General features: G+C 69.8%; 22 protein-coding genes. 15 read left to right on the forward strand and 7 right to left on the reverse strand.

Annotated features, from left to right (window positions below; translation table 11 throughout):
• Positions 1-34 precede the first annotated feature (34 nt).
• Positions 35-1762: a ShlB/FhaC/HecB family hemolysin secretion/activation protein gene (locus VF536_RS11880; protein ID WP_331615053.1), complete on the reverse strand. Its 1728-nt coding sequence runs from the start codon at positions 1760-1762 to the stop codon at positions 35-37.
• 246 nt (positions 1763-2008) lie between these two features.
• On the opposite strand from VF536_RS11880, the gene VF536_RS11885 reads away from it, so the two are divergent.
• Together VF536_RS11885 and VF536_RS11890 are read left to right on the forward strand one after the other, a co-directional pair.
• Positions 2009-2827 (forward strand): DNA-binding response regulator, encoded by an 819-nt coding sequence (locus VF536_RS11885; protein WP_331615055.1) that lies wholly within the window; start codon positions 2009-2011, stop codon positions 2825-2827.
• Positions 2827-5211: a sensor histidine kinase gene (locus VF536_RS11890; RefSeq protein WP_331615056.1), complete on the forward strand. Its 2385-nt coding sequence runs from the start codon at positions 2827-2829 to the stop codon at positions 5209-5211. Before VF536_RS11885 ends, VF536_RS11890 begins: the two co-directional genes overlap by 1 nt.
• Before the next feature lie 44 nt (positions 5212-5255).
• Here the strand turns inward: VF536_RS11890 and VF536_RS11895 are convergent, their stop codons facing one another.
• Complete coding sequence (locus VF536_RS11895) at positions 5256-7433, reverse strand: hypothetical protein (RefSeq protein WP_331615057.1); 2178 nt, start codon at positions 7431-7433, stop codon at positions 5256-5258.
• Positions 7434-7792: 359 nt separating this feature from the next.
• Here VF536_RS11895 and VF536_RS11900 point away from each other — a divergent pair, with 359 nt between their 5' ends.
• A complete protein-coding gene (locus VF536_RS11900; protein ID WP_331615058.1) occupies positions 7793-9661 on the forward strand; it encodes a phosphoenolpyruvate carboxykinase (GTP) in 1869 nt (622 codons plus the stop codon).
• Between the two features lie 223 nt (positions 9662-9884).
• Here the strand turns inward: VF536_RS11900 and VF536_RS11905 are convergent, their stop codons facing one another.
• Positions 9885-10127: a hypothetical protein gene (locus VF536_RS11905; protein ID WP_067279865.1), complete on the reverse strand. Its 243-nt coding sequence runs from the start codon at positions 10125-10127 to the stop codon at positions 9885-9887.
• Positions 10128-10411: 284 nt separating this feature from the next.
• On the opposite strand from VF536_RS11905, the gene VF536_RS11910 reads away from it, so the two are divergent.
• On the forward strand, positions 10412-11398 hold the full coding sequence (locus tag VF536_RS11910; protein ID WP_331615059.1) for a LysR family transcriptional regulator: 987 nt from the start codon (positions 10412-10414) through the stop codon (positions 11396-11398).
• The gene (locus VF536_RS11915; protein WP_331615060.1) at positions 11395-12204 is read left to right on the forward strand and encodes a UPF0149 family protein; all 810 of its coding nucleotides are present in this window, start codon (positions 11395-11397) and stop codon (positions 12202-12204) included. Before VF536_RS11910 ends, VF536_RS11915 begins: the two co-directional genes overlap by 4 nt.
• A gap of 96 nt (positions 12205-12300) precedes the next feature.
• Here the strand turns inward: VF536_RS11915 and VF536_RS11920 are convergent, their stop codons facing one another.
• Positions 12301-13092, reverse strand: a complete 792-nt coding sequence (locus VF536_RS11920) for an IclR family transcriptional regulator (protein ID WP_331615061.1) — start codon at positions 13090-13092, stop codon at positions 12301-12303.
• Positions 13093-13186: 94 nt separating this feature from the next.
• Between VF536_RS11920 and VF536_RS11925 the strand changes: the two genes are divergently transcribed.
• The 3 genes from VF536_RS11925 to VF536_RS11935 are packed head-to-tail and all read left to right on the forward strand — an operon-like array spanning position 13187 to position 16276.
• Positions 13187-14194, forward strand: coding sequence for a Bug family tripartite tricarboxylate transporter substrate binding protein (locus VF536_RS11925; RefSeq protein WP_414710350.1), 1008 nt, complete (start codon positions 13187-13189; stop codon positions 14192-14194).
• 34 nt (positions 14195-14228) lie between these two features.
• On the forward strand, positions 14229-15431 hold the full coding sequence (locus tag VF536_RS11930) for a CaiB/BaiF CoA-transferase family protein (RefSeq protein ID WP_331615062.1): 1203 nt from the start codon (positions 14229-14231) through the stop codon (positions 15429-15431).
• Positions 15428-16276, forward strand: coding sequence for a citryl-CoA lyase (locus VF536_RS11935; RefSeq protein WP_331615063.1), 849 nt, complete (start codon positions 15428-15430; stop codon positions 16274-16276). Before VF536_RS11930 ends, VF536_RS11935 begins: the two co-directional genes overlap by 4 nt.
• Before the next feature lie 63 nt (positions 16277-16339).
• On the opposite strand, the gene VF536_RS11940 is transcribed toward VF536_RS11935, so the two are convergent.
• Positions 16340-17182: a metallophosphoesterase gene (locus VF536_RS11940; RefSeq protein ID WP_331615064.1), complete on the reverse strand. Its 843-nt coding sequence runs from the start codon at positions 17180-17182 to the stop codon at positions 16340-16342.
• A 149-nt stretch (positions 17183-17331) separates the two neighbouring features.
• On the opposite strand from VF536_RS11940, the gene VF536_RS11945 reads away from it, so the two are divergent.
• Positions 17332-17754: a universal stress protein gene (locus tag VF536_RS11945; protein ID WP_331615065.1), complete on the forward strand. Its 423-nt coding sequence runs from the start codon at positions 17332-17334 to the stop codon at positions 17752-17754.
• A gap of 47 nt (positions 17755-17801) precedes the next feature.
• Here the strand turns inward: VF536_RS11945 and VF536_RS11950 are convergent, their stop codons facing one another.
• Entirely contained in the window at positions 17802-18023 is a 222-nt protein-coding gene (locus tag VF536_RS11950) for a hypothetical protein (protein WP_331615066.1), read from the reverse strand.
• Between VF536_RS11950 and VF536_RS11955 the strand changes: the two genes are divergently transcribed.
• Positions 18022-18204, forward strand: coding sequence for a hypothetical protein (locus VF536_RS11955; protein ID WP_331615067.1), 183 nt, complete (start codon positions 18022-18024; stop codon positions 18202-18204). The two genes, VF536_RS11950 and VF536_RS11955, sit on opposite strands and share 2 nt — an antisense overlap.
• A gap of 90 nt (positions 18205-18294) precedes the next feature.
• A complete protein-coding gene (locus tag VF536_RS11960; RefSeq protein WP_331615068.1) occupies positions 18295-18516 on the forward strand; it encodes a hypothetical protein in 222 nt (73 codons plus the stop codon).
• Here the strand turns inward: VF536_RS11960 and VF536_RS11965 are convergent.
• Positions 18506-19483 carry a LysR family transcriptional regulator ArgP gene (locus VF536_RS11965; RefSeq protein ID WP_331615069.1) on the reverse strand — a complete coding sequence of 326 codons (978 nt, stop codon included), beginning with the start codon at positions 19481-19483 and terminating at the stop codon, positions 18506-18508. The two genes, VF536_RS11960 and VF536_RS11965, sit on opposite strands and share 11 nt — an antisense overlap.
• A gap of 144 nt (positions 19484-19627) precedes the next feature.
• On the opposite strand from VF536_RS11965, the gene VF536_RS11970 reads away from it, so the two are divergent.
• The 4 genes from VF536_RS11970 to VF536_RS11985 form a co-directional block, all read left to right on the forward strand.
• Positions 19628-20248, forward strand: coding sequence for a LysE/ArgO family amino acid transporter (locus tag VF536_RS11970; protein ID WP_331615070.1), 621 nt, complete (start codon positions 19628-19630; stop codon positions 20246-20248).
• 57 nt (positions 20249-20305) lie between these two features.
• Entirely contained in the window at positions 20306-21631 is a 1326-nt protein-coding gene (locus VF536_RS11975; protein ID WP_331615071.1) for a D-amino acid dehydrogenase, read from the forward strand.
• A gap of 97 nt (positions 21632-21728) precedes the next feature.
• Positions 21729-23057, forward strand: coding sequence for an Hsp70 family protein (locus tag VF536_RS11980; RefSeq protein WP_331615072.1), 1329 nt, complete (start codon positions 21729-21731; stop codon positions 23055-23057).
• 114 nt (positions 23058-23171) lie between these two features.
• The coding region (locus tag VF536_RS11985; RefSeq protein ID WP_331615073.1) for a hypothetical protein at positions 23172-24279 on the forward strand (1108 nt) is incomplete at its 3' end.

Genomic DNA, 24279 nt, shown 5'->3' on the forward strand with positions numbered 1-24279 from the left:
TCGCAGGCGGGCTGACGGTCGGGCGCGGCGGCGATCAATAGTGGAAGGAGGCCTGCAGCCAGAAGCGCTGGCGGTCGTCGCGGCCGTCGGCGTCGCGGCCCGCGGCGGTGCGCCCGGGGTTGTGGCCGACCGCATGCGCCCAGCTGGCGCGCAGCGTCCAGCGCTCGCCGGCGAGGTTGGCGCCCAGTCCCGCGCCGCCCAGTCCGTAGGAGTTCGGCTGGCCCGCCAGCGCGCCGGTCCAGGGACGCTCGTGCTGCTCGACGCGGCCGTAGTCCGCGAAGGCGATCAGCTGCGCGGCCAGGCCGTTGCCGAGGCGCAACTCGCGGCGCAGCTCGGCGGTGCCGATCCAGCCGTTGTCGCCGCTGGCCTCGCCCACCGGGTAGGCGCGCACGCCCGACGGTCCGCCCAGCAGGAATTTCTCCGACGAATCCAGGTTGCGCGCGCTCATCTGGCCGTAGCCACCGACGAACAGGCCCCAGCCCGGCAGCGCCTGCGCCGTCTGCAGGCGCGAGACGCGCCAGGTCGCCTTGTCGTAGCTGCCCGAGGTGCGGGCGGTCAGTGCGTCGGCGATCTGGTCGGCCGCCTCTCGCAGCGTGACGGTGCCGGTGGTGACGCTCAGGCCGAAGTCGTTCTGTGCGCCGCCCAGCACGTTGTCCCAGGCGTTGCCGTAGACGTTGACCGACAGCCGGTTGAGGCGGCGATCGCGCAGCGTCTGGCCGAGCGCGTCGTCGACCAGCGTGCGCTGTTCGCCTTCGGCGGAGACCCACAGGTTGCGCTCGCGGCTGCGCAGCACCGGATAGCTCAGGCTGGCCGAGACGGTGCGCGCGGTGCCGCGCAGATCCAGCGGCCTGAGTTCTTCGCCGACGTGGTAGTCGAGCCAGGTCGTCGCCAGCTGGGCGCGCAGGCCCGAGGCGCCGACGGCGAAACCGTAGACCAGGGCGGCCTGGCGGCTGCCGTCGGTGCGCGACACGCTGGCCTGCAGCAGGTCCTCGCGGTTGAGCGGACGGATCAGCGAAGCCGCGGCGCCGACGCGCCACTGGCCGGTGTAGCGGTTGTTGTAGTCGTCGACCGAGGCGTCCAGCGCCCAGGCGCGGCCGGTCTCGGCGCGGACGTCGAGGCGGCTGGTGCCGGGCTCGTCGCCGCGTTCCAGCGTCGCGCGGGCCTGCACGCCGGGCACGTCGTTGATCAGCAGCAGCGCGCGTTCGAGTTGTTCGTAGCGCACCGGGCCGGCGGCCAGCGCCGCATCGGCGATCGCGCCCAGGCGCGGCGCGAGCGACTCGTCGGCGCCGGTCACCCGCACGCGGTTCGCGCCGGACTGCAGGCGGCCCGACAGCACCGCGATCTCCAGCTCGCCCTGGGTCAGGTCTTGCCTGGGCAGGTAGGCGCGGGCGAGCACGAAGCCGCGCTTCTGCAGCGCGGCGGTGACGCGGGCGGCCAGCGCCTGCAGCTGGCTGTGCGACAGCTGGCGGCCCTTGGCGTCGGCGACCAGCGCCTGCAGCTCGGGCTCGGGGATCAGGCCCTCGGCACCGGTGAAGCGGATGCGGTCGACGCGGGCGCGCAGGCCCGCCTGCTGGTCGTCGCCCAGCGGCGCGTTGACGGTCGGCGCCTTGTCCAGGTCGCCGCGCTGCGCAGGCGGGGTCAGGCGGCGCTGCTCGTTGAGCAGTTGGCCGGCGTCCGGCGCCGCCGCCCAGGCCAGGCTGACGGACAGGCTCATCAGACTCAGCCCCAGGCCGGCCGCACCTCGGCACGTGCTGTACTTCATTCCCAATCTCCGGTTGTGTGTAGCAAGGGCGCGGTTATCCCGTGCGGCCACGGTCCGGAGTTCTTGCAATTCGCCGTCGATGTTTGGCGATTCGTTCAAGGGCGGTGGCGGGGGTCAGGCCGTGCCCGAATCCGGTAGTTTTTCCGCCTCGTTTCCTCCCCCCCACATGGGCGTTTTGATCGCTGGGCGCCCACCGGACCCGACCCTGCGGGCGCGTTTTGCCGGGTCGGCCCGGACAATCCGCCGATGTCCCGTGCCGCGCCCGCTCCCGCGATCCATCGCCCGTTGCTGCTGCTGGTGGACGACCAGCCCGAGGACCTGCGCTGGTTGACCGCGCTGCTGCATCCGCTCTACCGCCTGACCTTCGCTGAGAGTGGCAAGGTGGCGCTGCAGAAGGCGCAAGGACTGGCACCGGACCTGGCGCTGCTGGATGTCGGCCTGCCCGACATGGACGGCTTTGCGCTGTGCCGGCTGCTCAAGTCGGACCCGGCGACGCGCGAGGTGCCGCTGCTCTTCCTGAGCGCCCACAACGACGTCGACAGCCGGATCGAGGGCCTGTCCAACGGCGCCGTGGACTTCATCAGCAAGCCTTTCCATCCGCAGGAGGTGCTCGCGCGCGTGCGGGTGCACCTGCATCTGGCCGCGTCGCGTCGGCCGCAGGTCGCGGACGACGTCGAGGCGGCGCCGGTCGAGGAGGTCGGCACGCCCGACCAGCGTCTGCTGGCCGCGGCGCGCAAGTACATCGGCGATCACCTGGTCGAGCCGCTGACGGTGAACCAGATCGGCCGGCAGGTCGGACTGACCGGAAGGCGCCTGCTGGCGCTGTTCCGCGAGGAACTGGGGCAGACGGTGTCCGGCTACATCAGCGACGAACGCGTGCGCACTGGTCAGCGGCTGCTGGCCGACACGGACATGAGCATCGCGGACGTCGCGTTCCACGTGGGTTATGCGAACGCCGGCAACTTCGCGACCGCCTTCCGGGAACGGAACGGGCTCAGCCCGCAGGCTTACCGGACGGCGTTGCGGGCGCGGGACGGCGCTGCTTCCGACACCCTGGAGCCCTGATGGCTGGCTGGCGCCTGTGGGTCGTCGCGCTGGTCGCCCAGATGGCCTTCGCCATCGCTCATGCAGGGCCCGCGCCTGACCAGCCGGTGATCGCCTTGCATGGCACGGATCCAGGACGCATCGCCCTCGTCGATCAGGGGCAGCTCTGGATCGAACGCGCTGAGCAGCCGTCCCGCGATGGACCGGCGCGATGGCGCCCTGCCAGTCGAGCGGCGCTGTCGCCCGGCTACACGCGCGATACCTACTGGCTGCGCTGGACGCTGCGCCAGGACGGCGCCGAGGCGGCGCGCTACATCCTGATGGTGGACCCGGCGCGCATCGAGTCGGTGGCGCTCTATCGTCGCCGGCTGCTGCCCGACGGCAGCGCGACGCCGTGGACGATGGCGCGCGCGGGCACCGATCTGGCCTTCGACCAGCGGCCGCTGGCGCTGCGCGAGAGCGGCTTCCCGACGCGCATCGAGCCCGGCGAGGTCTGGGAACTCCAGCTGCGTGCCGCAAGCCGCGGCGCGCTGTCGATCGAGCCGACGCTCTGGGTGGCCGAGGCGCTGATCGAGGAACAGCAATGGCGCGTGTGGCGCGACGGCATGCTGTCCGCCGTGGGTCTGACGCTCGCGGCGCTGGCGGCGGGTCTGGCGGTGTCGCTGCGCGACCGGGGCTACGCCTGGATCGCGGCCTTCCTCTCCAGCGCGATGGTCTACGAGATGGCGATGCGCGGCACCGCCTTCCAGCGTTTCTGGCCGGACGCGACCGACTGGGCGCAGCGGGCGCTGGGCACGACCGGCGCGCTGACGACGGTGTTCCAGCTGATGGCGCTGGCGACGGTGCTGCGGCTGCGAGCGACGCAACCGGCGATGCACCGCGCCCTGGTGGCGGTGGTGGGGCTGAGCCTGGTGGCCGTGGCGGCGTGCATCGTGGCGGATTACCAGACCGGCACACGCATGGCGGCGCCGACGAATCTGGCGCTGACGGCGATCGGCCTGATCGCGAGCTTCCGCGCGATGCGGCGTGGCGATCCGGTGGGCGGCGTGTGGCTGTGCGCGATCGGCGGCGTCGTGCTGGGCATCGCGCCGCGCTACTTCAGCCTGCTCGGCTATCTGCCGTATGCGGACTGGATCGAACTGGCCCCGTCGATGGTGGGCACTGCGGGCGCGGCGGCGGTGCTGGTGACGATGCTGCGATTGCTGCAGCGCGAGCGTCGCCGGCACGCGCAGGCGCTGGAGACGGCCGTGCTGGAGCGCACCGCGGAACTCGCCCGAGCCAGCGCGCATGCGCAAGCGAGCGATGAAGCGAAGGGGCGCCTGCTGGGCCACATCGGGCACGACCTGCGCGCACCGCTGGCGTCGATGGTGCAGCTGACGCGGCGGCTGGCGCCGGGCGTGGAATTCGAATCGACCCGTCAGGCGCTGGAACACGGCGGGGCGATGCTGCTCGACACGATCGACGAGCTGCAGCGCTTCGCGCGGCAGCCGACGGCGGAGGCAGACGTCGAGGTGCTGGATGCGCCGGTCTATCTGCATGGGCTGCTGCAGGAACTGACGCTGCAGTCGCAGGCGCTGATGCTCGCCAGCACGAACCGCCTCGTGCTGGACGTCGACGCGGCGCTGCCGGCGGTGGTCGAGCTGGATGCGCGTCGATTGCGGCAGGTGATGCTGAATCTGCTGTCCAACGCGGCCAAGTACAGCCAGCCGGGCGAGATCCACCTGATCGCGCGCGGGGTCGGGACACGGTTGGCGTTGTCGGTGGTCGACCAGGGACCGGGCATGGCGGCAGAGGAGCTGGCGCGGATCTTCGACCCCTTCATGCGCGGCGAGGCGGGGCGTGGGCGTCCGGGACTGGGGCTGGGCCTGGCGATCGCCCGGCAGACGGTGCGTGCGATGGGCGGCGATCTGAGCGCGCACAGCGTGCCGGGAAAGGGCAGCCGCTTCACGGCGGATCTGCCGCTGATCGCGGCCCGCGAGTCCGACGTGCAATGGCCGGCGCTGCAACCGCAGCCGGGCCTGGAGTGGATCGGCGAGGGCTGGACGGCGGTCGTGTGGGACCGCTGCGGCGTCGTGCGCGAGGCGATGCTGGAGCGTTTGCTGCAGTGCGGCTTCGATGCCCGCGAGGTGGAGCGGGTGGAGGACCTCGCGGCGGTGCTCGAGGAGGCGGCGGGTTCCGGGATGGGGCTGCTGCTGGTGACCTCGCCGGAATCCCTGACGCTGGTCGAAGGGTGGCGAGGATGGCGTCAGCGCTGGCCGCGGCTGCGGACTCTGCTGTGCGCCGCAGTGCCGGCCGCCGACTGGCCGAAGGAACCAGGTCTTGCCCAGCTGGCCAAACCGGCGCCTCAGGAAGTGTGGGTGCCGATGTTGAGGCGCCTGTGCATGGGCGTCGATCTCAGCGCCTGATCTCGACCGCTGCGCTGCCGCGCGAGTCCCGGGTCGACGTCCGCTCAGTCGTCCACATTGAGCCTCTCCATCTTGCCGCGCCGGGTGATGGGGACGCTGAAGCCGGTCGGAAGGTGGGTGCCGGGCGGCCTCACCGTCTTGACCCAATCCAGGCAGGTGGCGTAGTGCTCGCGCGCCGGAGACTGCCGCGTGATGCCCTCGGCCCGTTTGCTCTTCAGCATCGGGAAGAGGCGCGTCGCGCCGGCCCGATCACCGCGAAGGCATCGCATCAGGAAGAAGGGCTGCAGGTTGTCCTGGACCGGGTCACGCTCGGCCAGACGGTCGATCGCGCCGTTCAGCGCCTTCGCGTCGATGCGCGGCTCCACCATCAGCAGCACGCCGAGACGATCCGCCTCCCAGACCAGGCGGGCATACATCCCCTCATCGGCGGCCGCCGGATCCTTGGCCCGGGCGACCTGATCGAGCAGGTCCAGCATGGCGTCCTCGTTGCCGCCCCAGGCCGGCGAAAGCTGGCGCAGCCGTTCGGCATAGATCGCGTGATAGCGGGGGAATCGCGCGACGGCGTCCTCGAACAGGCGTTGACGCTTCGCGTCGGGCTCGCCCAGGTCGAAGGACACGGCCATGCGCAGGACGTGCCAGTCGGGCAGCGCGGCGAGCGCGCTCCGGTGCTGGTCGAGCACATCCCGGGCCTGCCGCAGGCGCTGGAGGAAGGCCGTCAACACCTGAGGCGGCAGGTTGCCCTCGCCAGCATTGACGCGCAAGGACCAGGCGGCGGCGCGCAGCGCGTCGGCATGCAGCAGATGGACGGCGGGCCGGCGATCCGCTTCGTTGCGCAACGCGGTGAGCAGGGAGGCCCATCCCCCTTCGACGACCGCCCGCCGCGCGAGCGCGGCCCTGGCTTCGTCCAGTGCCAGCGCCGATCGCCATTCACCGCCGGGCAGCCGGACCTGGCCGCGCACGTCGGCGGCGTACCGGTCCATGAGTGCGACGAATCCATGGCGACTCACCTGCAGCTCCACCTCGCGCTGCAGCGCCAGGCGCGCTTGTGCGCGTTCGAGGTCCAGGCCGTCGTCGGGCTTGTCCGGTACGGCCTGGAAGCGTAGCCAGGCCTCCCGACCCCGTGTCGTGTACGGCAGTTTGAGGTCGTTGAAGCGTCCTTCGGCCCAGCTCTGGCACACCTCGTATTGGTAGCGGGTGGGCGCATCAGCCTCTTCGAGGTCGTCGGACAGCGGCGCGCGCAGGCGTGGCAGCAGACGGCGCACGGCGGCGATGTTGCCGCGCTGGCACTGCATCAGGAAGAACCGCTGCAGATTCCGCTGCGCCGGATAACGGTCGACCACGGCGTCGACCGCGCGATCGAAGGTGGCGGCGTCGAAGCGCGGTTCCTGCAGCAGCCCGATCCGCATCCCGTTGGCCAGCCAGACCAGACGCGCGTACATCCCTTCGTCGGCCACGGCCGGGTCGCTCGACTTGGCCACCGTGTCGAGCAGGTCCAGCATGGCCTCTTCACCGCCTCCCCATTGCGGTGTCAGCTGCCGCATGCGCGCGAAATAGATCGGATGGAAGCGCGGGAATCGCAGCATGCCCTCGACGAACACCCGCCGCCGCACCGCTTCGCTCTCGCCGCTTTCCAGGGCGACTTCCAGTCGAAGCGCGTGCCAGTCCGGCAACCCGGCCAGCGCGGACTTGTGCTGGTCCAGTGTGTCGCGCGTCTCGCGGAGGAGGTCGCGGAATTTCGTCATTGCGTTGCGATCGACATCGCGGGCGTACCCGGTGCCGCGTGCTTCCCAGGCCTGGCTTTGCAGCGCCTGCGCGTAGAGCAGCCATCCGGCGGGTCGCCTCTCGGCGAAGGCACGCAGTCCGGTCAGCGCCACCGGCCAACCACCCCCGGCCTGGGATCGGTCCTTGAAGGCGGTTCCGAAGTGCCCCAAGGTCACGACCGAACGCCAGATGCCGCTGGGCAGCCGGACGCCGGCCCGAGAGTCGGTCTCGATGCTGCGGATCACCGCTTCGTAGTCCTGGGCCTCGACCCAGCCGCGGACCTGCGTCTGCAGTGCTTCGTAGGCGACCTTGAACTCGTCGGACGGTTGCAGCACCGGCGGCGTGGCGGCACTCGCGCCGGGTTGTCCTGATGCGGGCTCGGCGGCTCGCGCGGACAGGCCGATCGAAAGGGTGGCGGCGATCGCCAGCGTGGCCGCGATGCGGGCCGTCGGTTGCTTCATGGAGTCCTCCCTGTCCCGGATCGCGGCGGCGCTTCGAGGGAGCACCTTGGCGCGGCAGGTCCGGTGGCGTCGTTTGTCGTTGAACGGCGCGCATGCTAGCCCGGTGCCACGACGACCGTGTTTCAGACGGTGACCCTGCCCGGCTAAGCCCCGGCATCAATCCATTCCAGAAACGCATAACCCCGGCAAGCGTTGGAGTTACGGCGTGATTACATTGGAACCAGTGTTCGGCGAAGCACCACGCTGAGGCGCGGCATTGGGTCAGCTCCGCGGTCTCCTCCTCTGACAGACAGGGGCGGGAGCCACCGGAACGGAGCTGACCCAATTCCGCTTTTCATATCCTCAAATTGGAAACCGCCATGAACCAACCTGTGATGGAAGGCTTGCGCCTGAACGTACCGGCTTACGTCAAACACCAGCGCCTGGTCGCCTGGGTCGCCGAGATCGCCGCCCTCACCGAGGCGAAGGACGTCTACTGGTGCGACGGCAGCCAGGCCGAGTACGACCGCCTGTGCCAGCAGCTCGTCGACGCCGGCACCTTCCAGAAGCTGAACCCGGCCAAGCGCCCAGGCAGCTTCCTCGCGTGGAGCGATCCGACCGACGTCGCCCGCGTCGAGGACCGCACCTTCATCTGCACCAAGAACAAGCTGGACGCCGGCCCGACCAACAACTGGATGGAACCGGCCGAGATGCGCGCCCTGCTGCAGCAAGGCGACAAGGCCTTGTTCCGCGGCGCCATGCGCGGCCGCACGCTGTACGTCGTGCCGTTCTCGATGGGCCCGATCGGCTCCCCGATCGCCCACATCGGCGTGGAGCTGTCCGACAGCCCCTACGTCGCCGTGAACATGCGCATCATGACCCGCATGGGTCGCGCGGTGCTGGACACGCTCGGCGACAACGGCGAGTTCGTGCCCTGCGTCCATACCGTGGGCGCGCCGCTCGAAGCCGGCCAGGCCGACGTCAAGTGGCCCTGCAACAAGACGAAGTACATCGTCCATTACCCCGAGACCCGCGAGATCTGGTCCTACGGCTCCGGCTACGGCGGCAACGCGCTGCTGGGCAAGAAGTGCTTCGCGCTGCGCATCGCCTCCACCATGGGCCGCGACCAGGGCTGGCTGGCCGAACACATGCTCGTGCTGGGCGTGACCTCGCCCGAAGGCAAGAAGCACCACGTCGCCGCCGCTTTCCCGAGCGCCTGCGGCAAGACCAACTTCGCCATGCTGATCCCGCCCGCCGGCTTCGAAGGCTGGAAGGTCACCACCATCGGCGACGACATCGCCTGGATCAAGCCCGGCAAGGACGGCCGCCTCTACGCGATCAACCCGGAAGCGGGCTACTTCGGCGTGGCCCCGGGTACGAACGTGAAGACCAATCCGAACTGCATGGCCAGCCTGGACAAGGACGTCATCTTCACCAACGTCGCGCTGACCGATGACGGCGACGTCTGGTGGGAAGGCATGACCGACACGCCGCCGGCCCACCTGATCGACTGGCAAGGCAAGGACTGGACCCCGGCGATCGCCAAGGAAACCGGCGCCAAGGCGGCTCACCCGAACGCCCGCTTCACCGTCGCCGCGACCAACAACCCGGCGCTGGATGCCGAGTGGGACAACCCCGCCGGCGTGGCCATCGACGCCTTCATCTTCGGCGGCCGCCGCTCGACGACCGTGCCGCTGGTGACCGAGGCCCGCGACTGGACCGAAGGCGTCTACATGGCCGCGACCATGGGCTCCGAGACCACCGCCGCGGCCGCCGGCCAGCAGGGCGTCGTGCGCCGCGACCCGTTCGCGATGCTGCCCTTCATGGGCTACAACATGGCGGACTACTTCCAGCACTGGCTGACCCTGGGCGCCAAGCTGGCCCAGTCCGGCGCCAAGCTGCCGGCGATCTTCTGCGTCAACTGGTTCCGCAAGGGCGCCGACGGCAAGTTCGTCTGGCCCGGTTATGGCGAGAACATGCGCGTGCTGAAGTGGATGCTGGAGCGCGTCGACGGCCAGGGTCAGGGCGTGGAACACGCCTTCGGCACCAGCCCGCGTTACGAAGACCTGAACTGGCAAGGCTTGGCCTTCACGCCGGAACAGTACAAGACCGTCACCCACATCTCGAACGAGGACTGGGCGACGGAGCTCAAGCTCCACGACGAGCTGTTCGTCCAGCTGGCCCAAGGCCTGCCGGCGGAACTGCCCGCCACCAAGGCCAAGATCGAACAGCGCCTGTCCCAGGCCTGATCGCTCCCCGAATTCCACCCGGCAACCGCCTCGAAAGAGGCGGGTCCGGGGGAACCTGAAAAGGCAAAGCCCGCTCGAAGTGATTCGAAGCGGGCTTTTCGTTGGCTAGGCCTGTTCGGTGCTGCAATGAGAGCCTGCGCTCACATCACGACGTTTCCAGACTTCGCGACCGGGCCCGTACGGCGCCCGGCGGTATCGGCTGCTCAGCCGTTCAACCGTTGGCTCAGCCGTTGCGGCGGGCGTTCGCGGCGCGCAGCTCAGCGGCGAAGGAGGGCATGCTCTCTTCGTACTGGGCGGCGAGGGCCAGGATCTCGCGCTCGGCGCGGGCCATCTTGGCGGACTCGATGCGGGCCTTGACGTTCGTGATCGTGCGGGCCCAGACGCGGGCGCCGATCGTGGCGAACGTGCCGCCGCGACGCACCGTGCGGCTCAGGGGAAGACCGAAGGTTTGGGTAGCGACGCTCATGGCGATTTCCTTTGATTGGCTTGTTTGGGTCGGCTCTGTAGAACCGATGGACCGAAATATAGGGTTTCCCCTAGGCATGACGCCAATGAAAGATGGGCATTGAATGTATGAACGCTGTGCATATCATTGGGCGGAACGCGTCCAGCCCGTGATGCGCGTCACGCGGGTCGCCGCCGAGTGCCAAGGAATGCGCAGGCCAAGGCCCGGATGACCCGTTGGTGGGCCCTCGCCGGACCGTTGCGTGGGCGCCATTTCCGCCTGTTCTCCGTGAAAAAGTGCCTTCCATGAGCTTCCGGAACCTCGATCTGAACCTGCTGAAGGTGTTCGACGCCGTCATGGCGGAGCGCTCCATGACCCGCGCCGCGGAGCGGCTGTCGATGACGCAGTCGGCCGTCAGCCATGCGCTGAAGCGGCTGCGCGAGGCGCTGGGCGAGGATCTGTTCGTGCGTCAGGCCTTCGGGATGAAGCCGACGTCGCGGGCCGAGGGGCTCTGGCCGGAGGTCCGGTCGGCGCTGACGCGGCTGCGGGTGGCGCTGGATCCCGGCGACTACCAGCCGACGTCGGAGGAGTACACCTTCCGCCTCGCGATGGCCGACGCGACGGCCGCGCTGATCCTGCCGCCGCTGATGCAGCAGCTGGAGCGCATGCGCGCTCTGGCCAATGTCCACGTGCTGCCGCTGACCACGCGCGATCCGCGCCAGTTGCTGGAGCAGGGCGAAGCGGACTTCGCGCTCGGCTATTTCCCGAACGCGGTCGCCGCGCTGAAGGGGCAGGGCGACATGGCGGCGATCCGCCAGCAGCGGCTGTACGACTCCTACTACGTCTGCGTGATGCGCCGTGCCCATCCGCTGGCCGACCAGGAGCTCACACTCGACGCCTTCTGCCAGGCCCATCACCTGCTGGTGAGCTTTTCAGGCCGGCCCTACGGCTTCGTCGACGAGGCGCTGGCGGCGCTCAAGCGCAGCCGGCGCATCGCGCTGACCGTCAACCAGTTCTTCACCGCCGGCCGGGTGGTGGCGCATTCCGACCTGCTGACGGTGCTGCCGCAGTCCTTCATCACCGCCACCGGCTACCAGGACGCGCTCATCTACAGGCCGCTGCCGATGCCGCTGTCGCCGGTACACGTGGACGTGCTCTGGCACCTGCGCAACGAGGACCGCAGCGCCCAGCGCTGGATGCGCGAACGGCTGATCGATGCGGTGCGTCCGCCGACCGCCGATGCGCCTGCCAGCACGCCGGCCGACGTGAGCGGCGACAATCGCGCCCCATGAGCATTGCCCACGACCTTTCCGACGCCGAGTTCGACGAACTCGACGAACTCCTGGCCATCACCCCCGAGCCGCTCGAGCCGCTGGACGCCTCGATGCTGGACGGCTACCTGGCCGGCGTGCTGGTGCAGCCCCGCCTGATCCCGATCGAGGAATGGCTGCCGCCCATCTTCGACTACGAAGGCCGCGCGCTGCCCGACGACGTCGATCCCGACTGGCTGGCCCGCATCCGCGCGCTGGCGGAGCGCCGCTTCGCCTCGTTGAACCAGAGCATGCTGGAGCAGGGCTGGTTCTACCCGGTGGTGCTGGACCTCGACGCGGAGGAGGCCAGCGAGGAAGCGGGCGCGGAAGGCGCCGAGGCCCAGGCGGCCGTCGAGTCCGCCGCGGCGGAAGCCACCGTCGATGAGCCGGTGGATCCGGACGCGCCGCAACTGCCGGACGATCCGATCACCCAGGCGCTGCTGCCGTGGGTCGGCGGCTTCGAGTACGCCGCGGTGACCTTCCCCGACCTGCACGAGCAGGCCGACGACAACATCAATGCGCTGCTGGCGCGCCTGTACCGCCACCTGCCGGCCGAGACGCCGGAAGAGGTCGAGATCGTCGAGCTGCTGAACCAGGAGCATCCGCTCAAGAACCTCGACGAGGCCATCGAGGACCTGATCCTGACGGTCGTCGACCTGCAGGAAGCGACGGAGCAGCAGCGCTATCACGTGGAGCAGGTGCGCCGCGATACCCCGAAGCTGGGCCGCAACGACCCGTGCCACTGCGGTTCTGGCAAGAAGTTCAAGAACTGCCACGGCGCGGCCTGATCGCCGCCGCCCGTCACGCCTCGCGCGGGGCGCGGTGACGACGAAGAAGACTGTGAAGACGCATCACGCCGGCCCACGCGCCGGCGTTTTTCATGGTCAGGGGGCGGTCGTGAAGTCGGCGATCGACACGGTCCGCAGCGCCGCATCCAGCAGCACGACATCGCCGCCGAGCAGCCGGCTGGCCTCGCGCGCCGCGCCCAGCACGGAGCGGCAGGCGGCCAGCATCGTCTCCGGCGGCGACAGCCGCACGCGCGGTCCGGAGACCGCGATGGCGCCTTGCATGCGCCCATCGATCGCGAACACCGGCGCGGCCACCGAGGCCGTGTCCGGTTCGCGCTCACCGTAGGACGCGGCCCATCCGCGCTCGCGGATCGTCGTGAAGCCCGCGCGCTGGTCGCTCGAGAACGCGCACAGCACCTTGCCCGACGCGCCCTGGTGCAGCGCGTACTGCTGCCCCACCGCCACCGCCGCGCGCACCGAACGCGCCGGCTCCCAGCGATGGATCGCGATCCGCGCTTCACCGTGCCGGACGTAGAACGACGCCGTCTCTCCCGTGTCCGCGCTGAGCTGCTTGAGTAGCGGCTCCACGATCGGCCCGACATGGAACGAGCGCTGGTAGATCGTCGCCAGCCGCAGCGGCGCCGGCCCGATCGCGTACTGCCCGTCCGGCAGCCGCCGCACGAAGCCGCCGTGTTCCAGCGCTGCCAGCAGCCGCAGCACGGTGCTCTTGTAGAGGCCGGTGCGCCGCGATAACTCCGCCAGCGACAGGGCGTCATCGTCCTGGCCGAACGCGCCCAGCAGCGCGAACGCGCGGTCGAGCACGGCCACGCCGCTGGATTCGGCGGAAGCCTCGGGGTTCTCGGAAGGTGCGCTGTCTGATTCGGCCACGGGTAATCCCTCGTCTCGGGCATCGCGGAGACGTCCTACAGTTCTATCAAACAAACCAACGTTCTGCTAGATAGAACAAACACGGAGACGCGACATGACGAAGTTCCTGGCCCCGCAGTGCCTGATCCGAGGCGCCGCCTTCACCCTGATCGCTGCCGCGAGCGCAGGCATGACCGCAACCGCGGCGCTGGCCGCCGACGCCGCCTTCCCGACCCAGCCCATCCGCCTGATCGTCCCGTTCCCGCCCGGCGGCGGCACGGACATCGTGTCGCGCCTGATCCTGGAGAAGGTGCGCGAGGACACCGGCTGGACCTTCGTCCCGGACAACAAGGCCGGCGCTGGCGGCAACATCGGGCTGGACGCCGTCGCCAAGAGCAAGGCCGACGGCTACACGCTGGGCATGGGCCAGACCGCCAACCTGGCGATCAACCCGACGCTCTATCCCAAGATGCCTTACGACGCGGCCAAGGCCTTCACGCCGGTCGCGCTGGTCGCGGGACAGCCGGTGGTGCTGGTGGTCTCGTCGTCCTCCAGCTTCAAGACGGTCGCCGACCTGGTCGCCGCCGCCAAGGCAAAACCCGGCACCTTGACAATGGCCTCCGCCGGCAACGGCACGGTGGGCCATCTGACGGGGGAGCTGTTCTCCAAGCAGGCCGCCATCCAGGTGACCCACATCCCCTACAAGGGTGCCGGCCCGGCGGCGACGGACCTGCTCGGCGGTCAGGTGGACTACTACTTCGCAACGCCGCAGACGGTGGTGCCTTTCATCAAGGCCGGCAAGCTGCGCGCGCTGGCCATCAGTTCGGCCGTCCGGCTGCCGGTGCTGCCTGATGTCCCCACGGTGGCCGAGAGCGGCTTCAAGGGCTTCGACACCTCGGACTGGAAGATGATCGTGGCGCCCGCCGGCACGCCGGCGGCGGTCGTGACCCGGATGAACGCGCAGGTGCAGAAGGCACTGTCCAAGGCGGCCACGATCGGCCAGTTGCAGTCCGAAGGCAGCGTGCCCATGGCCGGCACGCCGCAGCAGGCCGCGCAGTTCCTGGCGCGCGAACAGAAGCGCTGGGGCGACGTGGTCCGCAGCGGCAACGTCAAGGTCGACTGACCGACCGCGCGGCGGAGCTTCGGATGAGCCCATCATGAGTCAATCTCCCTTGCGCGGCGTCCGCGTCCTCGACCTCACCAACGTGCTGGCCGGACCCTTCGCCTGCCACCAGCTGGCGCACCTGGGCGCCGACGTGATCAAGGTCGAGGCGCGCGAAACCGGCGACCTCGCCCGCCAGCTCGGCGCCGACACGGCGCTGAACCAGGCGCACATGGGCGTGTCCTTCCTGGCGCAGAACCCGGGGAAGCGCTCCATCACCATCGATCTGAAGCGGCCGTCCGGCAAGGCGGTGTTCCGCAAGCTGGTGGCGACGGCGGACGTGGTCGTCGAAAACTTCCGGCCGGGCGTGATGCAGCGGCTGGGCGTCGGCTTCGACGAGCTGCGTCAGGTCAATCCGCGGCTGGTCTATTGCGCGATCTCGGGCTTCGGCCAGGACGGGCCGCTGCGCGACCTGCCCGCGTACGACCAGATCATCCAGGGCATGTCCGGGATGATGAGCATCACCGGCGGCCCGGACACGGCGCCTTTCCGCGTCGGCCACCCCGTGGCGGACACCATCGGCGGTCTGACGGCGGCGATGGCGATCGCCGCGGCGCTGGCGGACAAGGAACGCGCCGATGCGACCTTCATCGACGTGTCGATGCTCGAGGCCGCCATGGCGACGATGGGATGGGCGGTGTCCAACCTGCTGGTCGCGGGTCGCGAGCCCCAGCCGATGGGCAACGACAACGTGACGGCCAGCCCGTCCGGCACCTTCCGCACGGGGCAGGGGCTGCTGAACATCGCGGCCAACAAGCAGGAGCAGTTCGAGGCCGTCTGCGACACGGTCGGTCATCCGGAGTGGAAGACCGATCCGCGTTTCGTCGACCGGCATGCGCGTTTGAAGCACCGGGCCGAACTCAAGCATCTGCTGGAGGCGGCGATGAGCGACCGCTCCGCCGCCGACTGGTGGCAGCGCCTGAACGAGGCGGGCGTGCCCGCGGGACCGGTGTACTCGGTCAAGGAAGCGCTTGCCCACCCGCAGATCGCCGATCGGGGGATGGTCGCCAGCTTCGAGAACGTGCCTGGCGTCGGGCGCGACGTCCGCGTGCTGCGCACCGGCTTCAAGCTGAACGGGCAGGCGCCGTCCGTGTCGACACCGCCGCCGCGGCTCGGCCAGCACACCGAGGCGATCCTGGAAGAACTGGGTTATGGCGTCGCCGAGCGCGCCGCGCTGAAAGAGGAGAAGGCCGTATGAGCGCCAACGACGACAAGGCGTCCGCCAGCGGCGGGCCGGTCCACGATCAACGCGTCCCGGACTGGTGGCGCACCTCGATCATCGAGATGTCGCCCGGCGTGATCCGCTACGGCGGCCACGCCATCCAGGACCTGATCGGGCAGGTCAGCTTCGCCCAGATGATCTGGCTGATGACGCGCGGCGAGCTGCCCGGGTCGGAGCAGGCCAAACTGCTGGACGTCGCGCTGATGGCGGCCGTCGACCACGGCCCGCAGGCGCCGAGCATCGCCATCGCGCGCATGGCCGCGACCTGCGGCGTCGGCCTCAACAACGCGATGGCGTCGGCGATCAACGTGCTCGGCGACGTGCACGGCGGCGCGGGCGAGCAATGCGTGGAGATGCTGCAGTCGATCGCGAGGCGCATGGACGCGGGGGGCTCGCTCGAAGACGCCACCGCCGCGGGCCTGGACGAGGCGATCGAACTGCGCGGCAAGTTCGTCTCGGGATTCGGGCATCGTTTCCATCCGGTGGACCCGCGCGCGCCGCGGCTGCTGGAGCTGGTGGACGAGGCCGCCCAGCTCGGCGTGGTGTCCGGGCGCTTCGCGACGATCGCCCGCGCGGTCGAAGCGGAGCTGCAACGGCGCAAGGACGGCCGTCGCATTCCGATGAACATCGACGGCGCGACCGCCGTGATCTACGCCGAGCTCGGCTTCCCGGCGCCGCTGGCGCGGGGGCTGTTCTGCATCTCGCGCTCGGTGGGCATCCTGGCCCACGCCTGGGAGCAGACGCAGCAGGGTGGCCGCAACAAGGGCCCGATGCCGCGCGAGTACCTGTGGACCTACGACGGTCCGCCGGCCAAGCGTTGAAGCTGGGCCGCGGCGGTCGGACGCGCTGCTGCGCGCCCGGATGCGCCGCGACGTCGCGTGCGCTCAGACCTCGATGACGAGGTCCGGCCGGTAGTCTTCCTGCTCGCCCTTGTTGGCGTAGCCCAGCGGATTCGCGACGACGCGGCAGCGGTGCGGCGTCTCGCCGCGCGGCCCTGAGGCGGACTCGACGACGTAGTCGTGGGCGCAATGCAGGTGGCCGTGCAGCCACAGGTCCGCATAGGGCAGCAGGTCGTCGAGCGAATTGCAGAAGCCGGCCGTGCCCGGTGTCAGACCGTAGCGCGGATCGGCACTGCGCAGGCTGGGCGCGTAGTGGGTCACCGCCACCGTCTTGCCGTCGAAGGGCCGTTCGAGCGCCTCGCGCAGCCAGGCCTGGCACTCCAGCGCCAGGTCGCGCTGCCGTTCCGCCAGCATGTGCTGCCCGTCCACCAGCGTCGAGAACCGACGCAGGTAGTGATTCGCCGCCCGGAACGCCTTCTCTCTGGCCGCCAACTGCTTCGTCGGCGTCGCCTCGCGCGCGGCCAGCGCGTCGAAGTCCGCCCACAGCGTCGTGCCGAGGAAACGCACGTCGCCGATGACGATCTCCTCGCGGTCCAGCCACTCGATGCCGAGATCGGCGCAGGTCTGGCGCAGCCGTGCATGCGCGGTGGCGAAGTCGATGCCGTCGTACTCATGGTTGCCCGGCACATAGAGCACGCGCGGCCACGGCGCGCCGTCGCGCTTCGGCGAGAAACGGCCCAGGCCGAAATCGTCCGTCACCAGCCGGGAGCCGGTCTGGTACGAGCCGACGTCGCCGGCCAGCACCAGCAGGTCGACGCCCGGCGCGGCCACGGTCTGGAAGTCGGTCTGGCGCTCGAGATGGAGGTCGGAGATCAGTTGCAGGCGCACGGCGGATCCGCAAAGGGCGGAGAACGGAAAGCGCGATTGTCCAACGTCAAGGACGGAGCAAGCTGCGGCGTCGCTGCGGCTTTCCGGAAGCGACCCTGTGACACACTGATCCGAGGCCGGTCGTCGGCCGCTCACAGAGGGAGATCACGATGAAGATCCTCGTCGCCGTCGATGGCAGCACCTACTCGAAGCGCATGCTGGCCTATCTCTCCGCCCACGACGAGTGGCTGGGCGGGGCGCATGACTACACCGTGGTGCACGTGGTCCCCGGCGTGCCGCCGCGCGCGGCCGCGGTGCTGGACAAGGCCGTGCTCGCCGAGTACTACCAGGAAGAGGCCGAGAAGGTCCTCAAGCCGATCCGTAGCTTCATGGACAAGCGCGGCATCAAGGCCCAGTACGTGGTCAAGACCGGGCACGCGTCCGAAGCGATCACGGCCGTGGCCGAGAAGGGCCGCTTCGATCTGCTGATGATGGGCTCGCACGGCCACACGGCGTTGGGCAAGCTGGTGCTGGGCTCGGTCGCCACCAAGGTCATGGCCCACAGCGACGTGCCGGTGCTCCTGATCCGCTGATCCTCTGTCCGGAATGCAAAAGGCGCCGACGTGGGGCGCCTTGGGCGTCAGCCGCGTCGCGCGGCCATCCAGGACAGGGGCGATTCCACCGCGGCCGGAGGCGCGGACTCCGATTCCAGCCCGTAGTCGCTGCGCCGGAAGTCCTCGTACTCGCTCTCGTCGCCGAAGCTGGCTTCCATGCCGAAGGCGGTGCCCATGTCGGCCGGCTCCGGCTCATGGCCGGCAGGCGAATTGCGACGGAAAAGGCTCAGGGCGGAGGAGATTCGCATGATGGACCTCGTCGGAAAGCACGGGGTGTGGCCGCCGCGCGGCGACGATGCTTCGCCGCGTGGTGAAGCACAGTTTGCGCGTCTTTGTCTTCAGGCAAATCCCCAGATCGCGGGTGCGCTGGAATCGCGTTCACAAATACACACAGATTGGGGCGTGCCCACCACAGGTGCGGCGAAATAACCACGTGCCCCACTTAGGTGTGATGCCCCCCTCAATCAGGGGTGACTATGCTCCGGGCCTTCCCTAATGCGTGGAAGCCATTGCTTTCTCATGTCTCCACTGATTCACAAATCGATGACCTGGGCGATCGTCGGCAGCGTTGTGCTGACTTCCGCCTGGCTGGCCAATTCCGTGCAGGACAAGCATGAGCGCGGCGGTTTCCGCATGCGCCTGGCGGAGCAGGGCGCCACGCCCGCCTCGGCCGCGCCCGCCGTGACGCCGGCCCACGTGCAAGCGCAGACCAAGATCCAGGTCGCCGCCCTCAAGCGCTGATCAAGGCGTCCCTGGCCCCCCGGGCCAACGCTTCCCCGATCTGATCCAGCAACGCCGGAGGCGCCCCGCCTTCCGGCGCAGTCGCCTTTCCGACCTTCGCGGCGCCCACGGCGCCCACAGCGTTCTCGCTGCCGAGCTTCCATTGGTGCCAGTACAGGGCCACGGCCACCTGCACCTCCGGCCGCAGCGCCACCAGTTCCCCGCTCGCGAGCAGTGGCCGGACCTGCAACTCCGGCGCGACGCCCACCCCCCAACCCATCCGCACCGCGTTCACATAACCCTCGCTGGACGGCACGTAACGGGCGTTCAGCCGGGCGGAGCGCAGTCCCATCGCCTGCCGGACCCATTGCTGCTGGGCGTCGTCCTTGCGGTTGAACACCAGGAAGGGCACCTGCGCGAAGTTGGCCGCGCCCAGTCCGTTGGGCAGCATCCGCGCCGCGAAGTCCGGACTGGCGACGGCGATGTAGCGCATCACGCCCAGCGGCTGGGCGATGCAGCCGCGCAGGGCCTGCGGCACGGTCGTGACGCAGCCCAGCACCTCGCCCTGGCGCAGCCAGTCGTGGGTGAAGTCCTGGTCGTCGACAACCAGTTCCAGGCCGAATCCCTCCCGCATGCCCCGCTGCACCAGCGGGTCGAGCGCCGGCAGCACCCAGGTGGCGAGGCTGTCCGCGTTGACGGCGATGGGCAGTCGTTCGGTCTGCGCCGACTGCACGCCGAGCTCCCGTACCACGTCCGAACGCAGCGCCGCCAACTGACGGGCGTAACGCAGCAGGCGCTTGCCGGGTTCCGTGAGCCGCAGCGGGCGGGAGCGGACGACCAGCAGCTGCCCGACCTGCGCCTCCAGGCTGCGCAGGCGCTGCGACACGGCGCTCTGCGTGATGGCCAGGGTTTCGGCCGCCCGGTCGAAGCTGCGTTCGTCGGCGAGCGCGGCGAGGCAATCGAGTCCGGCGGCGTCCAGGTCTTTCATCAGCGTCTCTAATGGATTCGCTGAGATATTAATTCTTCTTCATCAAAACCGGGTCGCTCCCCACAATCCCGCCCACGACGCCCTCAGGGGTGTGGCAACGCTCGCCCCGAAATCCCACCTTCCGCCTTCAAGCATTCATCGCCGATGTCTTCCCCCAGCACAGCCCTGTTGCAAGGTTGGCTCACCGGAGCCGGCCTGATCGTCGCCATCGGCGCGCAGAACGCGCTGGTGCTGCGCCAGGGCCTGATGCGCCAGCATGTGGCGCCGGTCGTGGTGGTGTGCGCGCTGTCGGACATGCTGCTGATCTGGCTGGGCGTGTTCGGCCTGGGCCGGCTGATCGCCGCGAGCCCGCTGCTGATGGAAGTCTTCCGCTGGGGCGGTGCCGCGTTCCTGCTGGCCTACGGCGCGAAGGCCGCGATGCGCGCGCTGTCGCCCCGGGCCGGCCTGCAGGCGCAGGCGGGCAGCGCGTCGCTGTCGGCGGTGCTGGGCAGCACCCTGGCCATGACGTATCTGAACCCCCATGTCTACCTGGACACGGTGGTGCTGCTGGGCACCGTCGGCGCGCAGCAGCCGGCGGGCCTGCAGCTGCCGTTCGCGGCGGGCGCCTCGGTGGCGTCCTGGATGTGGTTCTCGCTGCTGGGCTTCGGCGCGGCGGCGGTGGCGCCGGCGTTGCGCCGGCCGGCGGTCTGGCGCAGCATCGATGCCTTGATCGCCCTCGTGATGGCTTTGCTGGGACTGCAGCTGATCCTGCGCCCGCTGGCCTGAACCTCGACTGTCCAACGCTGAACCGCAGCAGAACCACAAGTTCACCTGGAGCTCTCCATGAAGGTCATCGTCCTCGGCGCCGGCATCATCGGCATCCACACCGCCTGGTACCTGCTGGACCAGGGCCACGATGTCGTGGTCGTCGACCGGCAGCCCGACGCGGCGCTGGAGACCAGCTTCGCCAACGGCGCGCAGATCTCGGTCTGCTTCTGCGAACCCTGGGCCAACGCCGGCGCCCCGTTCAAGGTGGCGAAGTGGCTGCTGAAGGACGACGCGCCGCTGCTGTTCCGTCCGCGGCTGGATCCGGCGCAATGGCGCTGGGGCCTGTCCTTCCTGGGCCAGTGCACGACGGCCGCGTTCGAGCGCAACGTCGAGCAGCTCGTGCGCCTGGGCCGCTACAGCCATGAATCGCTGCAGTCGCTGGTCGCGGACACGGGCATCGAATACAACCGCCTGCAGAAGGGCATCCTGCACTTCTTCGGCAGCGAGGCCGATTTCGAGGCCGGCGCGCAGGGCGCCGAGATCATGCGCCGCCACGGCGTCGACCGCCGCGTGCTGAGCCGCGACGAGGTCCTGGCGATCGAGCCCGCGCTGCGCTCGGCGCAGCACGCGGTGTTCGGCGGCACCTACACGCCGAGCGACGAATCCGGCGACGCGCGCGTCTTCACGCAGGCGCTGGCGAAGCTGGCCGAGAAAAGAGGCGCGCAGTTCCTGTGGAACCACGACATCGTGACGCTGCAGCCGCAAGGCGGCGCACAGGGCAACGAGATCGCCGGCGTGCAGATCCGGTCGCGCGAGACCGGCCAGACGCAATGGCTGAAGGGCGACGCCTATGTCGTGGCGCTGGCGTCGTACGCGCCGGCCCTGACGAAGTCGCTGGGCGAGCACCTCAACATCTATCCGGCCAAGGGCTACTCGGCCACGCTGCGTCTCAAGAAGCCCGAGCAGGCCAGCACCGTCAGCCTGCTGGACGACGCGCGCAAGATCGCGATCTCGCGCCTGGGCGACTTCGTCCGCATCGCCGGCACGGCGGAACTGGTGGGCCTGGACACCAGCCTGGACAGCCCCACCTCCAAGGTCCGCTGCGAATCGCTGGTGCGCCGCTACGAGGAGCTGTTCCCCGGCGTCGCCGACCTGTCCGAGCCCAACTTCTGGACCGGCCTGCGCCCGAGCACGCCGACCAACGTGCCCTACATCGGCCGCAGCCAGAAGGCGTCCAACCTGTGGATCAACGCCGGCCATGGCACGCTGGGCTGGACACACGGCGCGGGCTCCGGCCGCGCGCTGGCGGAACTGATGAGCGGCAAACGACCGGAACTTGAGTTCGGTTTCTACGGCGACGCCTTGCCCGCCCACGCCGTGCGGAGCCTGCAGCCGGCCTGATCCGGTCGAACCCCGCCCGGCGTCATCGAGGCGCCGGCACCCCGAAACCAGGGCGCGGCTAGAATCCGCGCCCTTTTCGCATTTCCGCCGCGCCGCCATGTCTTCATCGCTTTCCGACCTGCCGCGCGATTTCTGCGCCATCGACTTCGGCACTTCCAACTCGGCCGTCGCCGTGCCCGACATCGAACGCCCCGGCGCGATGCGCCTGGTACCGCTCGAAGACGGCAAGGTGACCATGCCGACGGCGGTCTTCTACTTCGCCGAGGGCCGCCACGACGCCGACGGCCCGCCGCGCGCCTTCGGCCGCGCGGCCATGAGCGCCTACGTCGAGGGCACCGACGGGCGCCTGATGCGTTCGATGAAGAGCATCCTCGGCTCCAGCCTGATCGACCAGGTCACCGACGTCGGCGGCGGTCGCGGGGTGAAGTACATCGACATGCTCAGCGGCTACCTGAAGCGCCTGCGCAAGCAGGCGGGCGCGTCCGATGCGAAGGGCCATGAGCCGCGCCGCGTCGTGCTCGGCCGGCCGGTCTATTTCGTCGACGGCGAGCCCGAGCGCGACGCCGCGGCGCAGGCCTCGCTGGCCGCGGCCGCGCGGGCGGTGGGTTTCGATGATGTGCACTTCCAGTTCGAGCCGATCGCGGCCGCGTTCGACTTCGAACAGCACGCCGACCGCGAGCAGCTCGTGCTGGTGGCCGACATCGGCGGCGGCACCTCGGACTTCTCGATCGTGCGCGTCGGGCCCGACCGCGCCCAGCGGCTGGACCGCCGCGACGACATCCTCGCCGCCCACGGCGTGCACATCGCCGGCACCGACTTCGACCGCCACATCGAGCTGACCGGCATCCTGCGCGAATTCGGCTACCGCGCGCTGGGCCCCGCGAAGATGGGCCAGACGCCGCGCGAGGTGCCCAGCGGCGTCTATTTCGACCTCGCGACCTGGCACCTGATCAACACCTGCTACAGCCCGCAGCGCGTGCTGGAGCTGCGCAACATGAAGGGCTTCTACGGCGATCCGCGCCATCACCAGCGGCTGATGACGGTGCTGGACGAGCGCCTCGGCCATGAGCTCGCGAATCGCGCGGAAGACGCCAAGATCGAAGTCGCCGGCGGCGGCGACTGCGTGATCGACCTGCAACTGATCGAGTCCGGTCTGACGGTGCCGCTGTCGGAAGCCGTGGCACTGGAATCGCTGCGCGGCGACATCGAGCGCATCGCGCAGGCGGGCCGCGAGACGGTCGAGCGCGCGGGACTGAAGCCGTCGGACATCGACGCGCTGTACTTCACCGGCGGCTCGACCGGCCTGACCGTGCTGGCTGACCGCATCGCGGCGGACTACCCCGAGGCCAAGACGGTGCGCGGCGACCGTTTCGCGTCGGTCGCGACCGGATTGGGGCTGCATGCGGCGCGTCTGTTCGCTGCGTGATCCGGACGTGAGGCCGCGGGCCTGAAACCTCGGGATCACCCGGAGGGCTGACCTCGGACATCGGGGGAGGGCGCTGCTAGATTGCCGCCTTCCTCTGCTTAACGGTGCCGACACATGCCCACGCCTCGCGCCTCGTCGTTGATCCCGCTGACCCTGTCCCTGTCCGCCGCGTTCGGCGGGTTCTCCGCGATCGCGGCGCCGGCGGACGAGGCCGCGTCAAGTGCGGCCCAGACCTCGGCCCTGACCTCCGCCGCCAGCCTGGCGCAGATCTATCAGCAGCCGTCCGAGGCGATCCGCGCGGTGCTCGACGCGAAGGCGCTGCCGGTCTACCAGGTCTCGCCGGACCAGCGCACGCTGGCGGTCATCGTCAACCGCAAGTCGCGCGCGATCGCCGAGCTCGCCCGCCCGGTGCTGCGCCAGGCCGGCCTGCGCTACGACCCCGCCACCGACAGCCCGCAGTTGATCGTCGCGATCGAATCGCTGGCGCTGCGCCCGCTCCAGAACGGCGCGGACGGCGCCGCGCGCGCCGTCGCGCTGCCCACGGGCGGCGCCTTCCATCACCTGCGTTTCTCGCCGGACGGCAAGCGCTTCCTGCTGAACCGGCGCACCGACACGGCCGTCGAGCTGTGGGTCGGCGACGTCGTGACGGGCAAGCTCAAGGCCGTGCCCAAGCTCAAGCTCCACACGATGCTGGAGAACGACGTCGTGTGGCTCAACGACCATGAACTCGTCACGCTGACGGTGCCGGCCAAACGCGGCCCGGCGCCGAGTTTCGCCGCGCCTTCGGGCCCGTCGATCCAGGAATCCATCGCGCGCAACTCGCCCGAGCGCACGCAGCAGGACCTGCTGACCAACGCGCAGGAGGCAGCGGTCTTCGCGCACCACGCGACCTCGCAGCTGGCGCGCATCGACCTGAACACCGGCGCGGTGCGGCCGGTCGGCGAGCCGGCGCTCTTCAGCCACCTCGAAGCGCTCGGCACGCCGGGTCAGGTCTTGACGATGCGGCTGCTGCCGCCGTTCAGCTACCAGGTGGGCTGGGATGACTTCGCCGCGCAGGCGGAGGTCCGAGGCGTCGACGGCAAGGTCGCGCCGATCGGCAAGGTGAAGCTGAAAGAGGGCGTGCCGGTGGAAGGCGTGATCACCGGCCCGCGCAACTTCTTCGCCTCGCCCGGCGCGGACGGCGCGGTGTACTGGGTCGAAGCGCTGGACGGCGGCGACAACC

The sequence above is a fragment of the Roseateles sp. genome (genome assembly GCF_036486225.1).
Classification (GTDB): Bacteria; Pseudomonadota; Gammaproteobacteria; order Burkholderiales; family Burkholderiaceae_C; genus Roseateles.